Consider the following 15,899-nt stretch of genomic DNA (forward strand, 5'->3'; position numbering starts at 1 on the left):
TTTCTTGCGCTCGGTCTACGCCCGCCGAGCGCGTTTTGCCCAGTAAGGCAGCTGAGGGCGGTGTTGCAAGGGGATACGCAGTGGCACTGATCGTACAGAAGTTTGGCGGCACCTCCGTGGGCTCGGTCGAGCGCATCGAGGCGGTTGCTGAAAAGCTAAAGAAGTTCCGCGAAGCCGGTGATGATCTGGTCGTGGTGGTTTCCGCCATGAGCGGTGAAACCAATCGCCTGATCGAGCTGGCTAAGCAGGTGATGGAACAGCCCGACCCGCGCGAGCTGGATGTGATGGTTTCCACCGGTGAGCAAGTGACTATTGGCCTGCTGGCCATGGCGCTGAAAAAACGCGGTGTACCGGCGGTGTCTTACACCGGTAACCAAGTGCGCATTCTCACCGACAGTGCACATACCAAAGCGCGTATCCAAAAGATTGATGACGAGCGCATTCGCGCCGACTTGGCTGAAGGCAAGGTCGTGGTGGTCGCCGGTTTCCAAGGCGTCGACGAAAACGGCAGCATCACCACGCTGGGTCGCGGTGGTTCGGACACCACCGGCGTGGCCTTAGCCGCAGCGCTGAAAGCCGACGAATGCCAGATCTACACCGACGTCGATGGCGTTTACACCACCGATCCGCGTGTGGTGCCAGCGGCGCGTCGCTTAGAAAAAATCACCTTCGAAGAAATGCTGGAAATGGCCAGCTTGGGCTCGAAAGTGTTGCAAATCCGCTCGGTTGAATTCGCCGGCAAATACAATGTCCCGCTGCGCGTGCTGCACAGCTTCAAGGAGGGTCCGGGTACCCTCATTACCCTTGATGACGAGGAATCCATGGAACAGCCGATCATTTCCGGTATCGCCTTTAACCGCGACGAAGCCAAACTGACCGTACGTGGCGTGCCGGATATTCCGGGCGTAGCGTTCAAGATTCTTGGCCCGGTGAGCGCGGCGAACATTGAAGTCGACATGATCGTGCAGAACGTCTCGCAAGACGGCACCACCGACTTCACCTTCACCGTGCACCGCAACGACTACAACAACGCGCTGGAAATCTTGAAAAAGACCGCCGGGGAAATCGGCGCGCGTGAAACCATTGGCGATACCAAGATCGCCAAGGTGTCGATCGTGGGTGTGGGCATGCGTTCGCACGCCGGTGTGGCCAGCAAGATGTTTGAAGCGCTGGCCAAGGAAAGCATCAACATTCAGTTGATCTCCACCTCAGAAATCAAAGTGTCTGTGGTGATCGAAGAGAAATACCTAGAGTTGGCTGTGCGTGCACTGCACACCGCATTCGAGCTGGACAGCCCCGTACAAGCGGGTTAACGCCAGCAAAAAAGGCGCGACTTCAGGCAGTCGCGCCTTTTTTCTTGAACTGGGCAAACTTTCCTTTTGCCCAGACTCAACGATACTTCTAAGAGGCCGTGTTGAAATGGTCCGCCTGACTGACTTTACTTTTTTTGCAGACTAAAACTTCCCGGGAAGGGAAAGGAGATAAGGAAATGCTGATTCTGACTCGTCGAGTTGGCGAAACCCTGATGGTCGGTGACGAAGTCACCATCACCGTGCTCGGCGTAAAGGGCAATCAGGTGCGCATTGGTGTAAACGCCCCGAAAGAAGTGGCCGTGCACCGTGAAGAAATTTATCAACGTATTCAAAAAGAAAAAGAGAACGAACCAAACCACTAATTTTGTTGAATTTTTTGCTTTGCAATTGGGGTGAACATGAGTATCATGCGCCCCGTTGCGGTGAGGTGGCCGAGAGGCCGAAGGCGCTCCCCTGCTAAGGGAGTACACCTCAAAAGGGTGTCGAGGGTTCGAATCCCTCCCTCACCGCCATCCCTTTTCTTGTTATAGCCAAGTGTTTTAACAAGGGTCGGGAAAGCAAGTTTTGAAGAGTTCAGAAATCACCTAAGTTTCTGAAAAATCTGAAAAAAGTTGCTTGACAGTGAAGCGTAACACTCTATAATGCGCACCACGAAACGCATCCGTAGCTCAGCTGGATAGAGTACTCGGCTACGAACCGAGCGGTCAGAGGTTCGAATCCTCTCGGATGCGCCAAATAGAAAAGGGCTTGCAGCAATGCAAGCCCTTTTTCTTTGTCTGCTGTTTTTGTCACGCGTGCTGGGTATGCTGGCCGGCGTTCAGGTTCGGTTCAGGCATGCTGGCGTAAGCTGCCCGGCGAACCCGTGGAGGCCGTTATGCATCAGCCAGGCAACAATCTCACTCAACAAGCCCGTTTGGATGAAGTGCGCGACGCTTTACTGCGTTTGCACCGTCTGGATGAGTTGGCGCATCGCCAGCATGGCCTGCAACCAGAACGTGTTGAGCTACTCAGCCACCGTCAGGCCCTGGTCGACTTAGAGCGCCGCCTAGCCCCGCTGCATCCAGCGGATATCGCCGATGTGCTGGAAGCCTTGCCGCTCAATGAGCGCTTATTGGTTTGGCAGCATCTGCGTCCAGCGCTGTATGGCGAGGTGCTGCTGGAAGTCTCTGATGCGGTGCGTGAGCATCTGCTGGAGCAAATGGATGACGCCGCCATCCTGCAGGTGGCGGAGCATTTGGCCCCGGATGAGCTGGCCGATCTGGCTCAAGACCTGTCGCGGCGTACCTTGCGTGAGTTGTTCGATAACCTAGATGTAGCGCGCCGTGCCCGATTGCGCTCGGCACTGTCGTATCGCGAGGATCAAGTCGGCGCCTTGATGGATTTCGAGCTGCCGAGCATTCGTGAGGACGTCAGCCTAGAAACCGTGCTGCGCTATCTGCGGCGCTTTAAAGAGCTGCCCGAGCACACTGACAAGTTGTTTGTGGTTAATGAGGGCGGTCAGTTGGTGGGGGTCCTGCCGCTGCGCCGTTTGTTGGTGGCTGACCCCGAACGGCTGGTGAGTGAGGTCATGGCCAAGGAGCCGGTGACATTTGCCCCTGAAGATGACGCCGACGATGCCGCCGAAGCTTTCGAGCGCTATGACCTGATTACCGCCCCGGTGGTCGATCACCAACAGCGTTTGGTGGGGCGTTTGGTGGTCGATGAAGTGCTCGACCATATCCGCGAAGAAAGTCAGCAAGAAGCCCTGCAGCGCGCCGGCCTGCGCGAGGAAGAAGATATCTTCGCCGGCGTGTGGCGCTCGGTGCGCAACCGTTGGGGTTGGCTGGCGATCAATCTGGTCACAGCGTTTATTGCCTCGCGGGTGATCGATGCCTTTGAGGGCACCATCGAGCAATTGGTGGCCCTAGCGGCGCTGATGCCGATTGTCGCCGGCATCGGCGGCAACTCGGGCAACCAAACCATCACCATGATCGTGCGTTCTTTGGCGCTGGACCAAGTCGATACCAGCCATACCCGCCGCTTGTTGCTCAAAGAGCTAGGGGTGGGGCTGGCCAATGGCATGATTTGGGGTGGCGTGTTGGGCTTAGTCGCCTGGCTGTTGTACGACAGCCCCATGCTGGGCCTAGTGATGACCGCGGCGATGACCCTTAACTTGCTGCTGGCGGCGTTGATGGGGGTGCTCATCCCTATGCTGCAGGTGCGCTTGCGCCGCGACCCGGCGCTGGGTTCTAGCGTGATCATCACGGCGATGACCGACAGCGGCGGCTTCTTTATCTTTCTCGGACTGGCCAGTCTGTTCTTGCTCTAACCTGGCGCTGGCTTGGCTAGAAAAAACGCCAAGCCCAGGCGTGTCGTTTTTTCATATGAATAGGTCGAAAATTGATCCAAGAGGTTTGCCAGTACCTAGGGGGTGGGGTAAGGTTCTGGCGGTTTTACCGTTGCGATATTCACCATGGGGTATCGTGCATCGATAAGAAAGTACGGCCAGCGAGCCGTCGCCTTTTGGAGCTTTCATGACTGCCAACGAGCTTCTCCTAGAAGGGTTCGAACTCATGCTGCTTGGCATGGGTATCGTTTTCTCCTTTCTCATTCTGCTGATCTTTGCCACCAAAGCCATGTCGGCCTTGGTGACCCGCTTTGCGCCGACGCCTGCGCCGGTGATTAAAGCGGCACCGAAGAAGGTCGCTGCTGCCGGGGCTGCCGCACCCGAGCAAGATGCCGAACTGTTGGCCGTTTTGCAGGCCGCCATTAGCCAGCACCGCGCACGTCGCGGCTGATCGTTTTATTTTGGGGAGCGTTTAAATGACTCAAGCGAAAAAGCCGCTAGGTATCACCGATGTGGTGCTGCGCGATGCGCACCAATCTATTCTGGCCACGCGTATGCGTTTGGCCGACATGCTGCCGATTGCCGAGAAGCTCGATAAGGTCGGCTTCTGGTCGTTGGAGACTTGGGGTGGGGCGACTTTCGACTCGTGCATCCGCTACTTGGGCGAAGACCCGTGGGAGCGCATCCGCGAACTGAAAAAAGCCATGCCCAACACCCCTCAGCAAATGCTCCTGCGCGGGCAAAACCTGTTGGGCTATCGCCACTACGCCGATGACGTGGTGGAAAAGTTCGTTGAGCGCGCCGCCACCAATGGCGTAGACGTGTTCCGCGTGTTCGATGCGATGAACGACCCACGCAACCTCGACACCGCACTCAAAGCAGTCAAGAAGCAGGGCAAGCACGCGCAAGGTACGATTTCTTACACCACCAGCGCTGTGCATACGCTGGATATGTGGGTTGATCTGGCCAAGCAAATCGAAGACATGGGCGCCGACTCGGTGGCCATTAAAGACATGGCCGGTATCCTCACGCCTTATGTGTCGTTTGAGTTGGTATCGCGCTTAAAGAGCAGCTTGTCGATTCCGGTGCAGCTGCACTGCCATGCCACCGCTGGGCTTTCCAGTGCGGCCATTCTTAAGGCCGTTGAAGCGGGTGTGGATGCGGTGGATGCGGCGATTTCCTCGCTGTCGATGACCTACGGCCACTCGCCAACCGAGTCGATTGTTGCGATGTTCCAAGGTACCGACCGTGACACTGGCTTAGATCTCAACCTGTTGGAAGAGATCGCCGCGTATTTCCGCGATGTGCGCAAGAAGTACGCCAAGTTTGAAGGCAACCTGAAAGGCGTCGATTCGCGCATTCTGGTCGCCCAAGTGCCGGGCGGCATGCTCACCAACATGGAAAACCAGCTGCGCGAGCAGGGCGCCTCGGGCAAGTTTGACGAAGTGCTGCAAGAAATCCCGCGTGTGCGTGAGGATTTAGGTTTTATCCCGCTGGTAACACCAACCTCGCAAATCGTTGGTACCCAAGCGGTGATCAACGTGCTCACTGGCGAGCGCTATAAGTCGATCACCAAAGAAACCGCAGGCGTGCTCAAGGGCGAATACGGCGCAGCGCCGGCGGCTTACAACGCTGAACTGCAAGCGCGCGTGCTGGATGGCGCCGAGGCCATCACCTGTCGCCCGGCTGATCTGCTGGAGCCAGAAATGGACAAGCTGACTGCCGAAGTCACCAGCGAAGCGAAGAGCAAGGGCATCAAGCTTGCCGCCGAGGTGATCGACGATGTGCTGACCGTGGCGCTGTTCCCGCAGATTGGCATGAAGTTCCTTGAGAACCGTGGCAACCCAGAGGCCTTCGAGCCCGTGCCGACTGGCCAAGAAACTGTGGCCCGTGAAGCCGGTAAGCCAGAGGTCTACACCGTTAACGTCAGCGGCAAGAGCTACGTGGTGGAAGTTAGCGACGGCGGCGATATCAGCGGCATCAAGGCTGTGGGTGGCGCTGCCAGTGCCCCGGCGCCGGTGGCCGCACCCAGTGGTGATGGCGAGCCGCAAAGCGCGCCATTGGCCGGCAACATCTTCAAGGTGCTGGTGCAGCCAGGCCAAGAGGTGGAAGACGGCGAGCTGGTGATGATTCTCGAAGCCATGAAAATGGAAACCGAAATCCGCGCCTTTAAGGCCGGCACTGTGGCCAGTGTGAACGTCAAGGTCGGCGATGCCGTGTCCGTTGGCGATACCCTGCTGACCATCGCTTAAGGGGACTGCAGCATGGATAAGTTGTTGCAGCTTTGGCACAACACGGGGATTTACCACCTCGAGTTTGGCCAGTTTTTGATGATCAGCGTGTGCGCGGGATTGATCTGTCTCGCGATTAAAAAGGGCTTCGAGCCCTTGCTGCTGATTCCGATTGGCTTTGGCGGCATTCTGGCCAACATTCCAGTGGCTAACATGGCGGAAGGCGCGGGCTTGCTACACCTGCTGTATGAGGTTGGCCTGCCGACCACTGTGTTCCCGCTGATGATCTTTATGGGCGTCGGTGCGATGACCGACTTCGGGCCTATGCTGGCCAACCCGAAAACCTTGCTGCTTGGTGCTGCCGCGCAGTTCGGTATTTTCGGCACCTTGCTGGGTGCCTTGGCGCTGGCCGCTGCCGGTATTCCGGGCATGGACTTCAGCCTGCAAGAAGCCGCGTCGATTGCGATTATCGGCGGGGCCGACGGCCCAACGTCGATCTTCGTGACCTCGAAGCTGGCGCCTGATTTGCTCGGTCCGATTGCTGTGGCTGCCTACTCCTACATGGCTTTGGTGCCGCTGTTGCAGCCGCCGATCATGCGTGCGCTGACCACTAAGGAAGAGCGCGCCATCGTGATGACGCAGCTGCGTCCGGTGTCGCAAACCGAGAAGATCGTCTTCCCCATCGTGCTGTGCTTGCTGATTGGTATGTTGCTGCCAGACGCCGCGCCGCTGGTGGGCATGTTCTGCTTCGGTAACTTGCTGCGCGAGTCCGGTGTGGTTGAGCGCTTGGCGGATACCGCCCGCAACGCGCTGATCAACATTGTCACCATCGCGCTGGGTTTAACCGTGGGTGCCAAGCTGTCGGCAGAAGCCTTCCTGCAGATCAAAACCCTCGGCATCATGGTGCTGGGTATGGTGGCCTTCTGTGGTGGTACCGCTGCAGGGGTGATCATGGCGAAGATCATGAACAAGTTCAGTAAGACACCGATTAACCCGCTGATTGGCTCGGCCGGTGTGTCGGCGGTGCCGATGGCAGCGCGGGTGTCGAACAAGGTAGGCCTTGAGGCCAACCCGCAGAACTTCCTGTTGATGCATGCCATGGGCCCGAACGTGGCTGGGGTGATTGGCTCTGCGGTGGCAGCCGGTGTGCTGCTGACGTTTGCAGCAGGCTAGTTAATCGCTGGTGGTTATGTACAAGGCGCCTTAGGGCGCCTTGTTGCTTTGGGCGATGCGCTGGCTATTCATCAGATATGTCGATATTAATGATGGTTTTTTTGTGCTTTTTTATCGATATATCGCTAGGTATTGTGGCTGCACAGTCACTGACCGAGGTATCTCGCCATGTCGCAGTTATTAGTCATCGAATCTAGCGCCCGCCATGAGGGCTCCATCTCCCGCCAGCTCACACAAGACTTTATTGCCCAGTGGCAGGCACAGCAGCCGCACGCCCAGGTGGTGGTGCGCGACGTGGCTAAACAGCCCTTGCCGCATTTGGATGGCGATTTGCTCGCCGGTTGGATGTTGCCCAAGGCGGAGCAGACAGCCGCCCAGCAAGCCGCTGTGCTGCGTTCCGATCAGGCCATTGAGCAACTCTTGGCCGCCGATGTTTTGCTGCTGGCTGCGCCCATGTACAACTTCAGTATTCCCAGCACGTTAAAGGCCTGGTTTGACCATGTGCTGCGCGCTGGCGTGACGTTTAAATACACCGAGCAAGGCCCGCAAGGCTTGCTCAGCGGTAAGCGCGCGGTGGTGCTTACTGCCCGCGGCGGCGTGCATGCCGGCTTGCCGAGCGATCATCAGGAGGCTTATCTGCGCCAAGTGCTCGGCTTTATGGGCATTGATGACGTGCAGTTCGTTCACGCTGAAGGCCTAAATATGGGGCAAGACAGCGCCACGCAAGGGCTTAACAAGGCGCAGCAAGCTCTAGCTCGGGTGGCTTGAGGGTAGCCAGCTAAAGGCTGTATGTGACACTTTCGGGCAGGCTGGCGCGGTGCTATCGCCGTGCTGCTGCCCGGCAGCCGGTTACGCCTTGTTTGGCGTGTTTTTTGCGATGCGCTTGGCATCGTTGTTGGGAATTACCGCTATGTCCGCCTCACCACAGCCACTGGTTAATGATTGGGATGCCCTAGAAAAAGAGTCGCACTTAGAGTGGGACTTAGACAGCATCACCAATCGCCGTGAGGCTATCGATTTTCTGCGCCGCTTTGAGAATCGCCTGTGTATTTATTCGGGCTTTGTCGAAAAACTCTACAGCGCTTACAGCTTTGTGGTGCCCGAGGATGACGAGCGTGGTGCGCTGACCATCTTGCCCGACGAGCGCAACTGGCATGACACCTTCCACGATATTCCCGCCTGCGCGGTAGAAGAAACCGGCATCCATATCATGCCCGGCGAAACCATGGGCCATGCTGGGCTGTACTTGAAAATACCGGGTTTAAACCGCCTTGCCGGCTCAAAAGAGCTGCCTTTTCGCGAGGGGCTAAAAGATTTAGTGCAGCGTTATAAAGCGGCGGGGGATACCTTTTTGCCGGTGCTGGTGAAAGGCGACTTGCGCGAGTACGAATCGCGCTTGCCTTCGCTGCATCTGCACCGTGTGCGCTTAGATCGGCTTGAGCATTTATCAGCACTGAGCCGACAAATGCTGCGTCGCGCCATTGCGGATCATCTGATTGCCTTGTTTCAGCACCACAGCTAAGCCAGCATTTCCCTGATTACTGCAGCACCCCATACAACACATCGGCAATCACGCGGGTGGCGGTTTCTACCAGTACCACGTCGGTGCCTGCTATTTCCCAGTCATAACCGGGATAGCGGGGTAGTTGGCTGAGCACGTTGGGCGAGAAGCGCTTAGCAATGCCCGGCGGCAGCGGCTTACCTTTGGCAAGGCGCTTTTGCATACCCGGCGGCAGTGCTTTCACGGGGCCGATGGCCTCACGTTGGCCGAGCAGAATGCGGCGAATCTCTTCGCTGTTAATCAGCGGCGCGTCTTGATGGTGCGCCGCTGCTTCCTGCTTGCCATGCTGGCCTTGATGTTTGTCTTTGTGGTTGCCAGCGTGGGCGTTAAACGCCACACATAGGCTGATAGCAAATAGTGACAGTGTGCGCAGCATAGAAAACCTCAACACGGTTAGTTCATGTCGATGCTGTCGCGGAAATCATCCGGAATCGCATCGCCCAAGGCTTGTTTGCTTTCATCGTGGCCTTCGCCGTTGCTCTTGTCGATGATGATTTCGACGCGGCGGTTAAGTGCCCGGTTCTCTGCTGTGTCGTTATCCACGCGAGGTTTAGTGTCGGCGAAGCCGGAGACACGAAACTGTAACGGGTCTAGCTTTTCGCTAGACAGCAACACGTTGGCCACGGCGGCGGCCCGTGAGGCGGATAAGTCCCAGTTGGACTGAAACATCGCAGTGCTGATCGGGATGTTGTCGGAATGCCCTTCGATGGTGATGGTGCCTTCGATATCGGCCAGCACATCGGCCATGCGCAGCAGCATGTCGAAGAAGGCGTCGGTCACGTAGGCCGAGCCAGACTGGAACGAGCCTTTTTCTTCCACACGCACAATGATGCGCTTGGGCTCTTGCTCGATGGAGATGCGCCCTTGGGCGACTTCTTCTTTCAAGCTGGCGGTCAGCTGCTCGATCTGCTTGGTGATTTCTTCGGTTTCTTGTTGTTCTTTTTCTTTGAGTATTTGGCTGGTGTTGGTTTCCAAGTTGGGCGTTTCTTGGCTAGTCACTTGGCGGACGATTTCCAGCGGAGTTTCTTCGGGCTTACCGGGGGAAAACTTATCGAAAATAGCGCTGGTACCCATCGGCACGTCCATGGCGTACACATCGCGCTGCACACCGAAGGCGACTTGCAAAGAGCCGGCAATTTGCTTGAACTTTTTCGCGTCAATCTCGGCAAATGACAACAGCAGTACGAAGAAGCACATCAGCAGCGACATTAAGTCGGCAAAGGTGGCCAGCCACAGGGGGGCGCCTGCTGGTGGATCGTCTTGCGGCTCGTCCATGGTGGCTCCTTAACCTTCTGCGGCGGGTAGGTCGCGCTTGGCGGTCGGTAGGTAGGCACGCAGCATTTGCTCAATGATGCGGGGGTTGCGGCCTTCTTGAATCGACATAATGGCGTCGATCAGCAGCGCTTGGTTTTGTGCTTCGTCACCGGCGCGTAGGTCGAGTTTGTCGGCGATGGGCAGGGCGAACATATTGGCGACCATGGCGCCGTAAAGAGTAGTGAGCAGCGCTACTGCCATGGCCGGGCCAATCGCCGCAGGGTCGGACATGTTGGCCAGCATCTGCACCAAGCCCACTAGCGTACCGATCATGCCCATGGCTGGGGCTACGTCGCCCAAGGCGCGGAAGATTTTCGCCCCCAGTTTGTTTTCGCCAATGGTCAGTACGCGCTCTTTGTTGAGCAGCTCTTGCACGGTTTCGGCGCTTTGACCGTCGATCAACAGTTGCATGCCTTTCTTTAAGAAGGGCGAGCTGAACTCGCGAGATTCCAGTGCCAGCACGCCTTCTTTGCGCGCAATACCGGCAATTTCAACCAGCTCAGTGATGGTGTCTTCGGTGCTCGGGAGCTTGAACGAGAAGGCCCGCGCAGCCACTTTTACCGCGCCCAAGAATTGCCCGAGGCTGAATTTGGCCATCACCACAAAGAGTGAACCAACAAGCACGATAAGGATGGAGGGCACGTCAACGAATGAGTTGGGGTCACCGCCTAAGAAAATGGCGGCCAGAATGATCCCCAAGGCGCCTATCAGGCCTACTAAGGTTGCGAGATCCACTTGTACTCCTTAACGCGAAAAAGGGCTGATCCACTAAGGCGACCAACGCCCGACTGAGCGCAGTGTAAAGGCTCAGCGGCGACTGTGCACTGTGACCTTAGCGCAGGCCGTGCTTGTGTCGGTCGTGATGCCGATTTCTTTAAAGGATAGAAGTGTGCGTGCGGCTTTGCATGAAGAAATTGTGGCCCGTGAGGGCCACACAGCCTGCCGAGGGATTAAGCGTTGTTGATCAAGTCGGCGGCTTTTTCGCCAATCATGATCGACGGGGCGTTGGTGTTGCCGCCAATCAAGGTGGGCATGACTGAAGCATCCACCACGCGCAGGTTCTCTAGGCCTTTGACACGTAAGGTGTGGTCGACCACCGCCAGCTCATCTTTACCCATGCGGCAGGTGCTAACGGGGTGATACACAGTGTCGGCGCGCTGGCGAATCAGTCGACGCAGTTGCTCGTCGCTGAGATAGGCCTCTTTGTGCAGTGAGCGGCCACGGTAATCGCGCAGCGCCGATTGCTCCATGATCTCTTGGGTCATGCGGGTGCCTTTAAGCAGCAGCTCAAGGTCGGCTTCTTCATTTAAAAAGCCGGGGTCGATCAGCGGGGCATCCAGCGGGTTGGCCGAGGCTAAGCGTAGCGAGCCGCTGCTTTTAGGGCGCAACACGCATACGTGACAGGCGATGCCGTAGTCGTGGTACAGGGTGCGGGCGTGATCTTCCACCAGCGCGGCGCCAAAGTGCAGCTGCAAATCCGGGCGCTTTAAGCGTTTGTCCGAGCGTAAGAAGCCGCCGGCCTCGGCAAAGTTGGAGCTCATCATGCCGCGACCACCGGCAAAGAACTTCGGCGCTTCGCTGGCGACTTTCAGCGCGCTGCCGGCGGTGATGCCGAACACGTCCTTGCGCGGGCATTGGTAGCCCAAGATGTAGTCGATGTGGTCTTGCAGGCCTTTGCCGACGCCCGGCAGCTCGTGCTGCACGGCAATTTGGTGGCGACCTAGCTCTTCGGCATCACCAATGCCTGAGAGCATCAGCAGTTGCGGCGAGCCAAACGCACCGGCACTTAAGATGACTTCTTTGCGCGCCTTAAGGGTGACCGGCTGGCCGCGTTGCAGCACTTCAATACCAGTGCAGGTTTTGCCGTCGAGCAGTAAGCGCAGTGCGTGGCTTTCTGGCATGACCTTTAGGTTGCTGCGCTTTTCTGCTTCGGCGGGGCCTAAGTATGCGCGGGCGGCGCTCCAGCGGCGGCCGTTCTTTTGCGTGAGCTGATACAGGCCAACGCCTTCTTGATCGGCGCCGTTAAAGTCGGGGTTGAACTTGTAACCGGCTTGCACGCCGGCCTCGACAAAGCGGTCCGAGGCGGCAAGCCCCGAGCGACCGTCACACACCGAGAGCGGGCCCGCGTCGCCGTGCCATTCATTGGCGCCGCGCTCGTTGTTCTCTGACTTTAAGAAGTATGGCAATACGTCTTGCCAGCCCCAGCCAGGGTTGCCGGCCGCGGCCCAGTCGTCGTAATCGCTTTGGTGGCCACGGATATAAATCATCGCATTCAGCGAACTACTGCCGCCTAACGCTTTGCCACGCGGTTGATAGCCACGGCGGCCATTTAGGCCCGGTTGCGGTACGGTTTCATAGGCCCAGTTGTAGAGCGGCCGGGGCAGCATGGCGACCACGCCAATCGGCCAGTGAATCAGCGGTGACTTGTCGGCTTTGCCGGCTTCGAGCAGCAGAACGTTGTTACTGGCGTTTTCACTCAGTCGCGCGGCGAGGGCACAACCGGCCGAGCCACCGCCAACGATGATGTAGTCGAACTCCATGCATGCCTCCTTGTTGTTATGTTGGGCAAGTCACTTTTCGCGCTTAACCGTGAGTGCTTTTTTGCCATAAGGCAAGCGCGCTGTGTGTAACAAAACGTCAAGCTGTGCGTTTAAACGCCAGTGGGTGCGCAGTCTGTGCTTTGGATTGGCCGTTATGCCGCAGGGCATGCACGACAATCGCCCAATCCATCATCAACCTGTGCCGTGGTTAGCGGTACTTTGCTGTCGTGCCGCTGAACTGTGGTTGCTGGTTTGCTTAGGCGGCCGCAGGGCTCGTGCACAGAAGGGGAAAGCATGCTCAAGCGACTGTATATCTCAACCTATTTAAGCCTCTTGCCGCTGTTGTTGGCCTATGCCGGCTGGCAGTTTTATCAGCAGGGTGGGTTGGCGTGGCTCGCTGCCTGTGTGGCTTGTGCCGCAGGGTTGGCGTTTTTTCTGCGCTTGTTTTTACAGCCAGCGGCGCGTACCTCGGCCTTGTTGCCCGGTTATTGGTTGGCGATTGGCACAGGTTTGTTGGGCAGCGCGTTGGCGTTGCCCGCGTGGCAGCCTCTTGCGGTGAGTGGGTTGGCGCTGCTCGGCTGGGCCATTTATGTGTTTTGGTATTCACGCCTTGAGCGCCCCGAGGCTGGTGTGGTGGTTGGTCAGCCGTTGCCGGCGTTGGCCTTTCACAATGCCCAAGGCGAGCCGGTATCCAGCTTGGATTGGCAGGGCGAGATTAGTTTGCTGTTGTTCTTTCGCGGCAACTGGTGCCCGCTGTGCATGGCGCAGATTAAAGAAGTGGCTGCGCATTACCGGGCGCTGGATCAGCGCGGCGTGAAAGTGCGCTTGATCAGCCCGCAAAGCCAAGCACATACCGCGCAGTTGGCAGCGCGCTTCGAAGCGCCGATGGATTTTTTGGTCGATACCAATGGCGCCATGGCTAAGCAGTTAGGACTGTTTGCCGAAGATGGCACGCCCGCTGGCCTAGAGGCCTTGGGTTACGACAGCGATACCGTGCTGCCCACGGTGATCATCAGCGATGCCGAGGGCATCGTGCGTTATGTGGATTTGACCGATAACTACCGTGTGCGCCCCGAGCCGGAGGTGTTTTTGCAGGTGGTGGATCAGCTGGCTTTGGCTTAAATCAGCCATCAGCGTTTCCAAGATGCTTGGGAGCAGCGCAGATTAGGGCGACAGTGTTTCGCGCAGGGTCAACAGCCGCGCCACGTTTTCTGCCTGCTGGCTTAACAGTGCCGCGCCGTTAGCGATGGCCGTGGCTAAGTCCATCGGCGCATGGCACAGGCTAAACGCCGCCGTAATGCCTTGCGCGGCCAGCTGCGCAGGCTCGGCGCTTAAGCTGCCGCACAGGGCAATACAGGGAATGCCGTGCTGCTGGGCTAAACGAGCGAGGGCGACGGGCGTTTTGCCGCCAAGGCTTTGTCCGTCGAGGCGGCCTTCGCCGGTGATCAGTAAGTCGCAGTGTTGAAGTTGCTCCGGCAGCTGGCGGCGTTCGGCAATGAGGCTGAGGCCCGCTTGCAGGGTGGCTTGCGGGGCAATCGATAACAGGGCAAACGCCGCGCCGCCCGCGGCGCCGGCACCGGGCTGCGTGCGCAGATCGCGGCCACAAGCTTGGGCGAGTACATCGGCAAAGTGATTGAGTGCACTGTCTAGCTCGGCCACTTCGGCAGGGCTGGCGCCTTTTTGTGGGCCGAACACCGCGCTGGCACCGTGCGGGCCGCACAGTGGGTTATCTACATCGCAGGCAATGGCGATGGGGATTGTTTTCAGCGCCGCAGGTAAAGGCGTTAGATCAAGCGTGGCTAATTGAGTGAGCGCCGCGCCGCCGCGTTTTAGTGGTTGCCCGTGCTTATTCAGCAAACGTGCGCCGAGGGCTTGCAAAATACCCGCGCCGCCATCGTTACAGGCGCTGCCTCCTAAGGTGATCAGCAAAGCGCGGGCACTCGCTTGCAGCGCGGCGTTGATCAGCTGCCCCGTGCCAAAGCTGCTGCTGGTTAACGCGTTGCGCTCGTTAGACGCTATATGCTGAATGCCGCTGGCTTCGGCCAGTTCGATCACCGCGAGGCCGTCGGGCCACAGGCCCCACTGCGCTTGTCGCGGTTGGCCCAGTGGGCCTTCGACTGTGCAATGCTGAGCTTGGCCTTGACCGTCGCTTAACAACACCGCAAGGCTGCCTTCACCGCCGTCGGCCATCGGTAGCAGTACCAGCTCATCGTGGGGTCTGGCGCGTTGCCAGCCTAGGGCGATGGCTTGGTTGGCGGCCTCGGCGCTTAAACTGTCTTTAAACGCATCGCAGGCGATCAGGATGCGCATCAGTGCTCGCTCTGCCGGTAAGCGCCGGGGGTTTGCCCGGTCCATTTTTTAAACGCGCGGTGAAACGCCGAGGGCTCCGAGAAGCCCAGCTGCTCGCTAATCGCTTGCAGGCTTAGTTCGTCGCGTTCGAGCAGGTAAATGGCTAAATCGCGGCGCAGCTGGTCTTTGATTTCTTGAAAGCTGGCACCTTCTTCGCGCAGATGGCGGCGCAGGGTTTGCGGGCTCATGTGCAGCTGTTCGGCGGTTTGTTCAAGGTCTGGCCAGTGGCGGCAATCGCGGCCCAGCAAACGGCGGATTTGCCCCAGCAAGCTGCTGCCGTCATCGGGGCGCGAGAGCAAGTCAGCTGGCGAGTGCTTGAGGAATTCTTTCAGCGTGCGCTCGTCTTGCAACAGTGGCATGTCCAGATAGCGGCGCTGAAAAATCAGCTCGGTGGCGGCGCTGTCAAAGGTTTGCGGACAGGGGAATAACAAACGGTACTCGTCGCCATGCCCAGGGCGCGGATAGGCGAAGTTGGCGGCTGCCAGCTGAATGCGTTGGCCGATAAGCCAGCTGCCTAGGCGATGCCAGATCACCAGCAACGACTCACAGAGAAAATGGTCGGGGTCGAAGCGCCCGGCATCGTTATAGCGCAGGTGCGCCATGTCGCCGTGCAGCTCTAGGCTGATGTGCGGTGCCTCGGGAAACAGCTGATAAAACCGGCTGCCACGCTGCAAAGCGCGTTCTAGGGTGCGGCAGTGAATAATCGCCAAGCACATCATGGCAAAGGTGCCACGCCGGCTGCGGCTGTTGCCAAAGCCCATGTATTCGTCGTCGAGTTCTTCCCACAGCAGTTGAATTAGCCGGGTGTACGGCGCAGGGGCAATGCGTGTGCGCGGGTCGTTTAACAGCGCCGGGCGAATGCCGGCGCGCAGCAGCAGCGCGTGGGTGTCGTGGCCGTGGCGTTCGGCACCGCGCAGGGCGGCACGCACAAAATGTAACGGCACGCTGGCTTCGGGCATGCGGGAGTCCTTGCTGACCGATTGGGTCAATGGGGTTGAGCGCTACTGTCATTGAGCGCACCGGCTACGCTTCATAGTCTGAATGCTGATTCACGCGATGGACTTGGCGCTGGCAAGTCGCAGACCTGCCGGC

Annotated in this window: 15 protein-coding genes and 2 tRNA genes; 11 read left to right on the forward strand and 6 right to left on the reverse strand. The window is 58.2% G+C overall.

The annotated features are described in order from the left end of the window. Positions 1 to 80 precede the first annotated feature (80 nt). The 10 genes from BMX80_RS02365 to BMX80_RS02410 all read left to right on the forward strand — a co-directional run bounded on the left by BMX80_RS02365 (position 81) and on the right by BMX80_RS02410 (position 8,565). Entirely contained in the window at positions 81 to 1,313 is a 1,233-nt protein-coding gene (locus tag BMX80_RS02365) for an aspartate kinase (protein WP_071872108.1), read from the forward strand. A 176-nt stretch (positions 1,314 to 1,489) separates the two neighbouring features. Then, positions 1,490 to 1,675, forward strand: coding sequence for a carbon storage regulator CsrA (gene csrA, locus BMX80_RS02370; RefSeq protein ID WP_071872109.1), 186 nt, complete (start codon positions 1,490 to 1,492; stop codon positions 1,673 to 1,675). A 59-nt stretch (positions 1,676 to 1,734) separates the two neighbouring features. Beyond that, positions 1,735 to 1,825 (forward strand) — tRNA-Ser (locus tag BMX80_RS02375). Between the two features lie 145 nt (positions 1,826 to 1,970). Beyond that, a tRNA-Arg gene (locus tag BMX80_RS02380) sits at positions 1,971 to 2,047 on the forward strand. 140 nt (positions 2,048 to 2,187) lie between these two features. After that, positions 2,188 to 3,621, forward strand: a complete 1,434-nt coding sequence (mgtE, locus tag BMX80_RS02385; protein ID WP_071872110.1) for a magnesium transporter — start codon at positions 2,188 to 2,190, stop codon at positions 3,619 to 3,621. Between the two features lie 205 nt (positions 3,622 to 3,826). Next, the gene (locus BMX80_RS02390) at positions 3,827 to 4,090 is read left to right on the forward strand and encodes an OadG family protein (RefSeq protein ID WP_074864672.1); all 264 of its coding nucleotides are present in this window, start codon (positions 3,827 to 3,829) and stop codon (positions 4,088 to 4,090) included. 25 nt (positions 4,091 to 4,115) lie between these two features. Further along, entirely contained in the window at positions 4,116 to 5,891 is a 1,776-nt protein-coding gene (oadA, locus tag BMX80_RS02395) for a sodium-extruding oxaloacetate decarboxylase subunit alpha (protein ID WP_074864675.1), read from the forward strand. Positions 5,892 to 5,903: 12 nt separating this feature from the next. After that, positions 5,904 to 7,043 carry a sodium ion-translocating decarboxylase subunit beta gene (locus tag BMX80_RS02400; RefSeq protein WP_074864678.1) on the forward strand — a complete coding sequence of 380 codons (1,140 nt, stop codon included), beginning with the start codon at positions 5,904 to 5,906 and terminating at the stop codon, positions 7,041 to 7,043. Between the two features lie 168 nt (positions 7,044 to 7,211). Continuing rightward, positions 7,212 to 7,811, forward strand: a complete 600-nt coding sequence (locus BMX80_RS02405) for an FMN-dependent NADH-azoreductase (RefSeq protein WP_074864681.1) — start codon at positions 7,212 to 7,214, stop codon at positions 7,809 to 7,811. Positions 7,812 to 7,953: 142 nt separating this feature from the next. Continuing rightward, positions 7,954 to 8,565 (forward strand): hypothetical protein, encoded by a 612-nt coding sequence (locus tag BMX80_RS02410; protein ID WP_071872157.1) that lies wholly within the window; start codon positions 7,954 to 7,956, stop codon positions 8,563 to 8,565. A 16-nt stretch (positions 8,566 to 8,581) separates the two neighbouring features. Here the strand turns inward: BMX80_RS02410 and BMX80_RS02415 are convergent, their stop codons facing one another. From BMX80_RS02415 to BMX80_RS02430, 4 genes are all read right to left on the reverse strand, one after another. Further along, the gene (locus tag BMX80_RS02415; RefSeq protein ID WP_074864683.1) at positions 8,582 to 8,980 is read right to left on the reverse strand and encodes an anti-virulence regulator CigR family protein; all 399 of its coding nucleotides are present in this window, start codon (positions 8,978 to 8,980) and stop codon (positions 8,582 to 8,584) included. A 17-nt stretch (positions 8,981 to 8,997) separates the two neighbouring features. Then, positions 8,998 to 9,879, reverse strand: coding sequence for a MotB family protein (locus tag BMX80_RS02420; RefSeq protein ID WP_074864686.1), 882 nt, complete (start codon positions 9,877 to 9,879; stop codon positions 8,998 to 9,000). 9 nt (positions 9,880 to 9,888) lie between these two features. Then, complete coding sequence (gene pomA, locus BMX80_RS02425; protein ID WP_071872117.1) at positions 9,889 to 10,653, reverse strand: flagellar motor protein PomA; 765 nt, start codon at positions 10,651 to 10,653, stop codon at positions 9,889 to 9,891. 215 nt (positions 10,654 to 10,868) lie between these two features. Next, positions 10,869 to 12,458, reverse strand: coding sequence for a GMC family oxidoreductase (locus BMX80_RS02430; RefSeq protein WP_074864689.1), 1,590 nt, complete (start codon positions 12,456 to 12,458; stop codon positions 10,869 to 10,871). A gap of 294 nt (positions 12,459 to 12,752) precedes the next feature. Here BMX80_RS02430 and BMX80_RS02435 point away from each other — a divergent pair, with 294 nt between their 5' ends. Beyond that, complete coding sequence (locus BMX80_RS02435) at positions 12,753 to 13,580, forward strand: peroxiredoxin family protein (protein WP_074864692.1); 828 nt, start codon at positions 12,753 to 12,755, stop codon at positions 13,578 to 13,580. 42 nt (positions 13,581 to 13,622) lie between these two features. Here the strand turns inward: BMX80_RS02435 and BMX80_RS02440 are convergent, their stop codons facing one another. Continuing rightward, positions 13,623 to 14,768 carry a glycerate kinase gene (locus BMX80_RS02440; protein WP_074864694.1) on the reverse strand — a complete coding sequence of 382 codons (1,146 nt, stop codon included), beginning with the start codon at positions 14,766 to 14,768 and terminating at the stop codon, positions 13,623 to 13,625. Beyond that, positions 14,768 to 15,766 carry an AraC family transcriptional regulator gene (locus BMX80_RS02445; protein ID WP_074864697.1) on the reverse strand — a complete coding sequence of 333 codons (999 nt, stop codon included), beginning with the start codon at positions 15,764 to 15,766 and terminating at the stop codon, positions 14,768 to 14,770. Before BMX80_RS02445 ends, BMX80_RS02440 begins: the two co-directional genes overlap by 1 nt. Positions 15,767 to 15,899 lie beyond the last annotated feature (133 nt).

Origin of the sequence: Atopomonas hussainii, assembly GCF_900109735.1 — a bacterium.
GTDB classification, from domain to species: domain Bacteria; phylum Pseudomonadota; class Gammaproteobacteria; order Pseudomonadales; family Pseudomonadaceae; genus Atopomonas; species Atopomonas hussainii.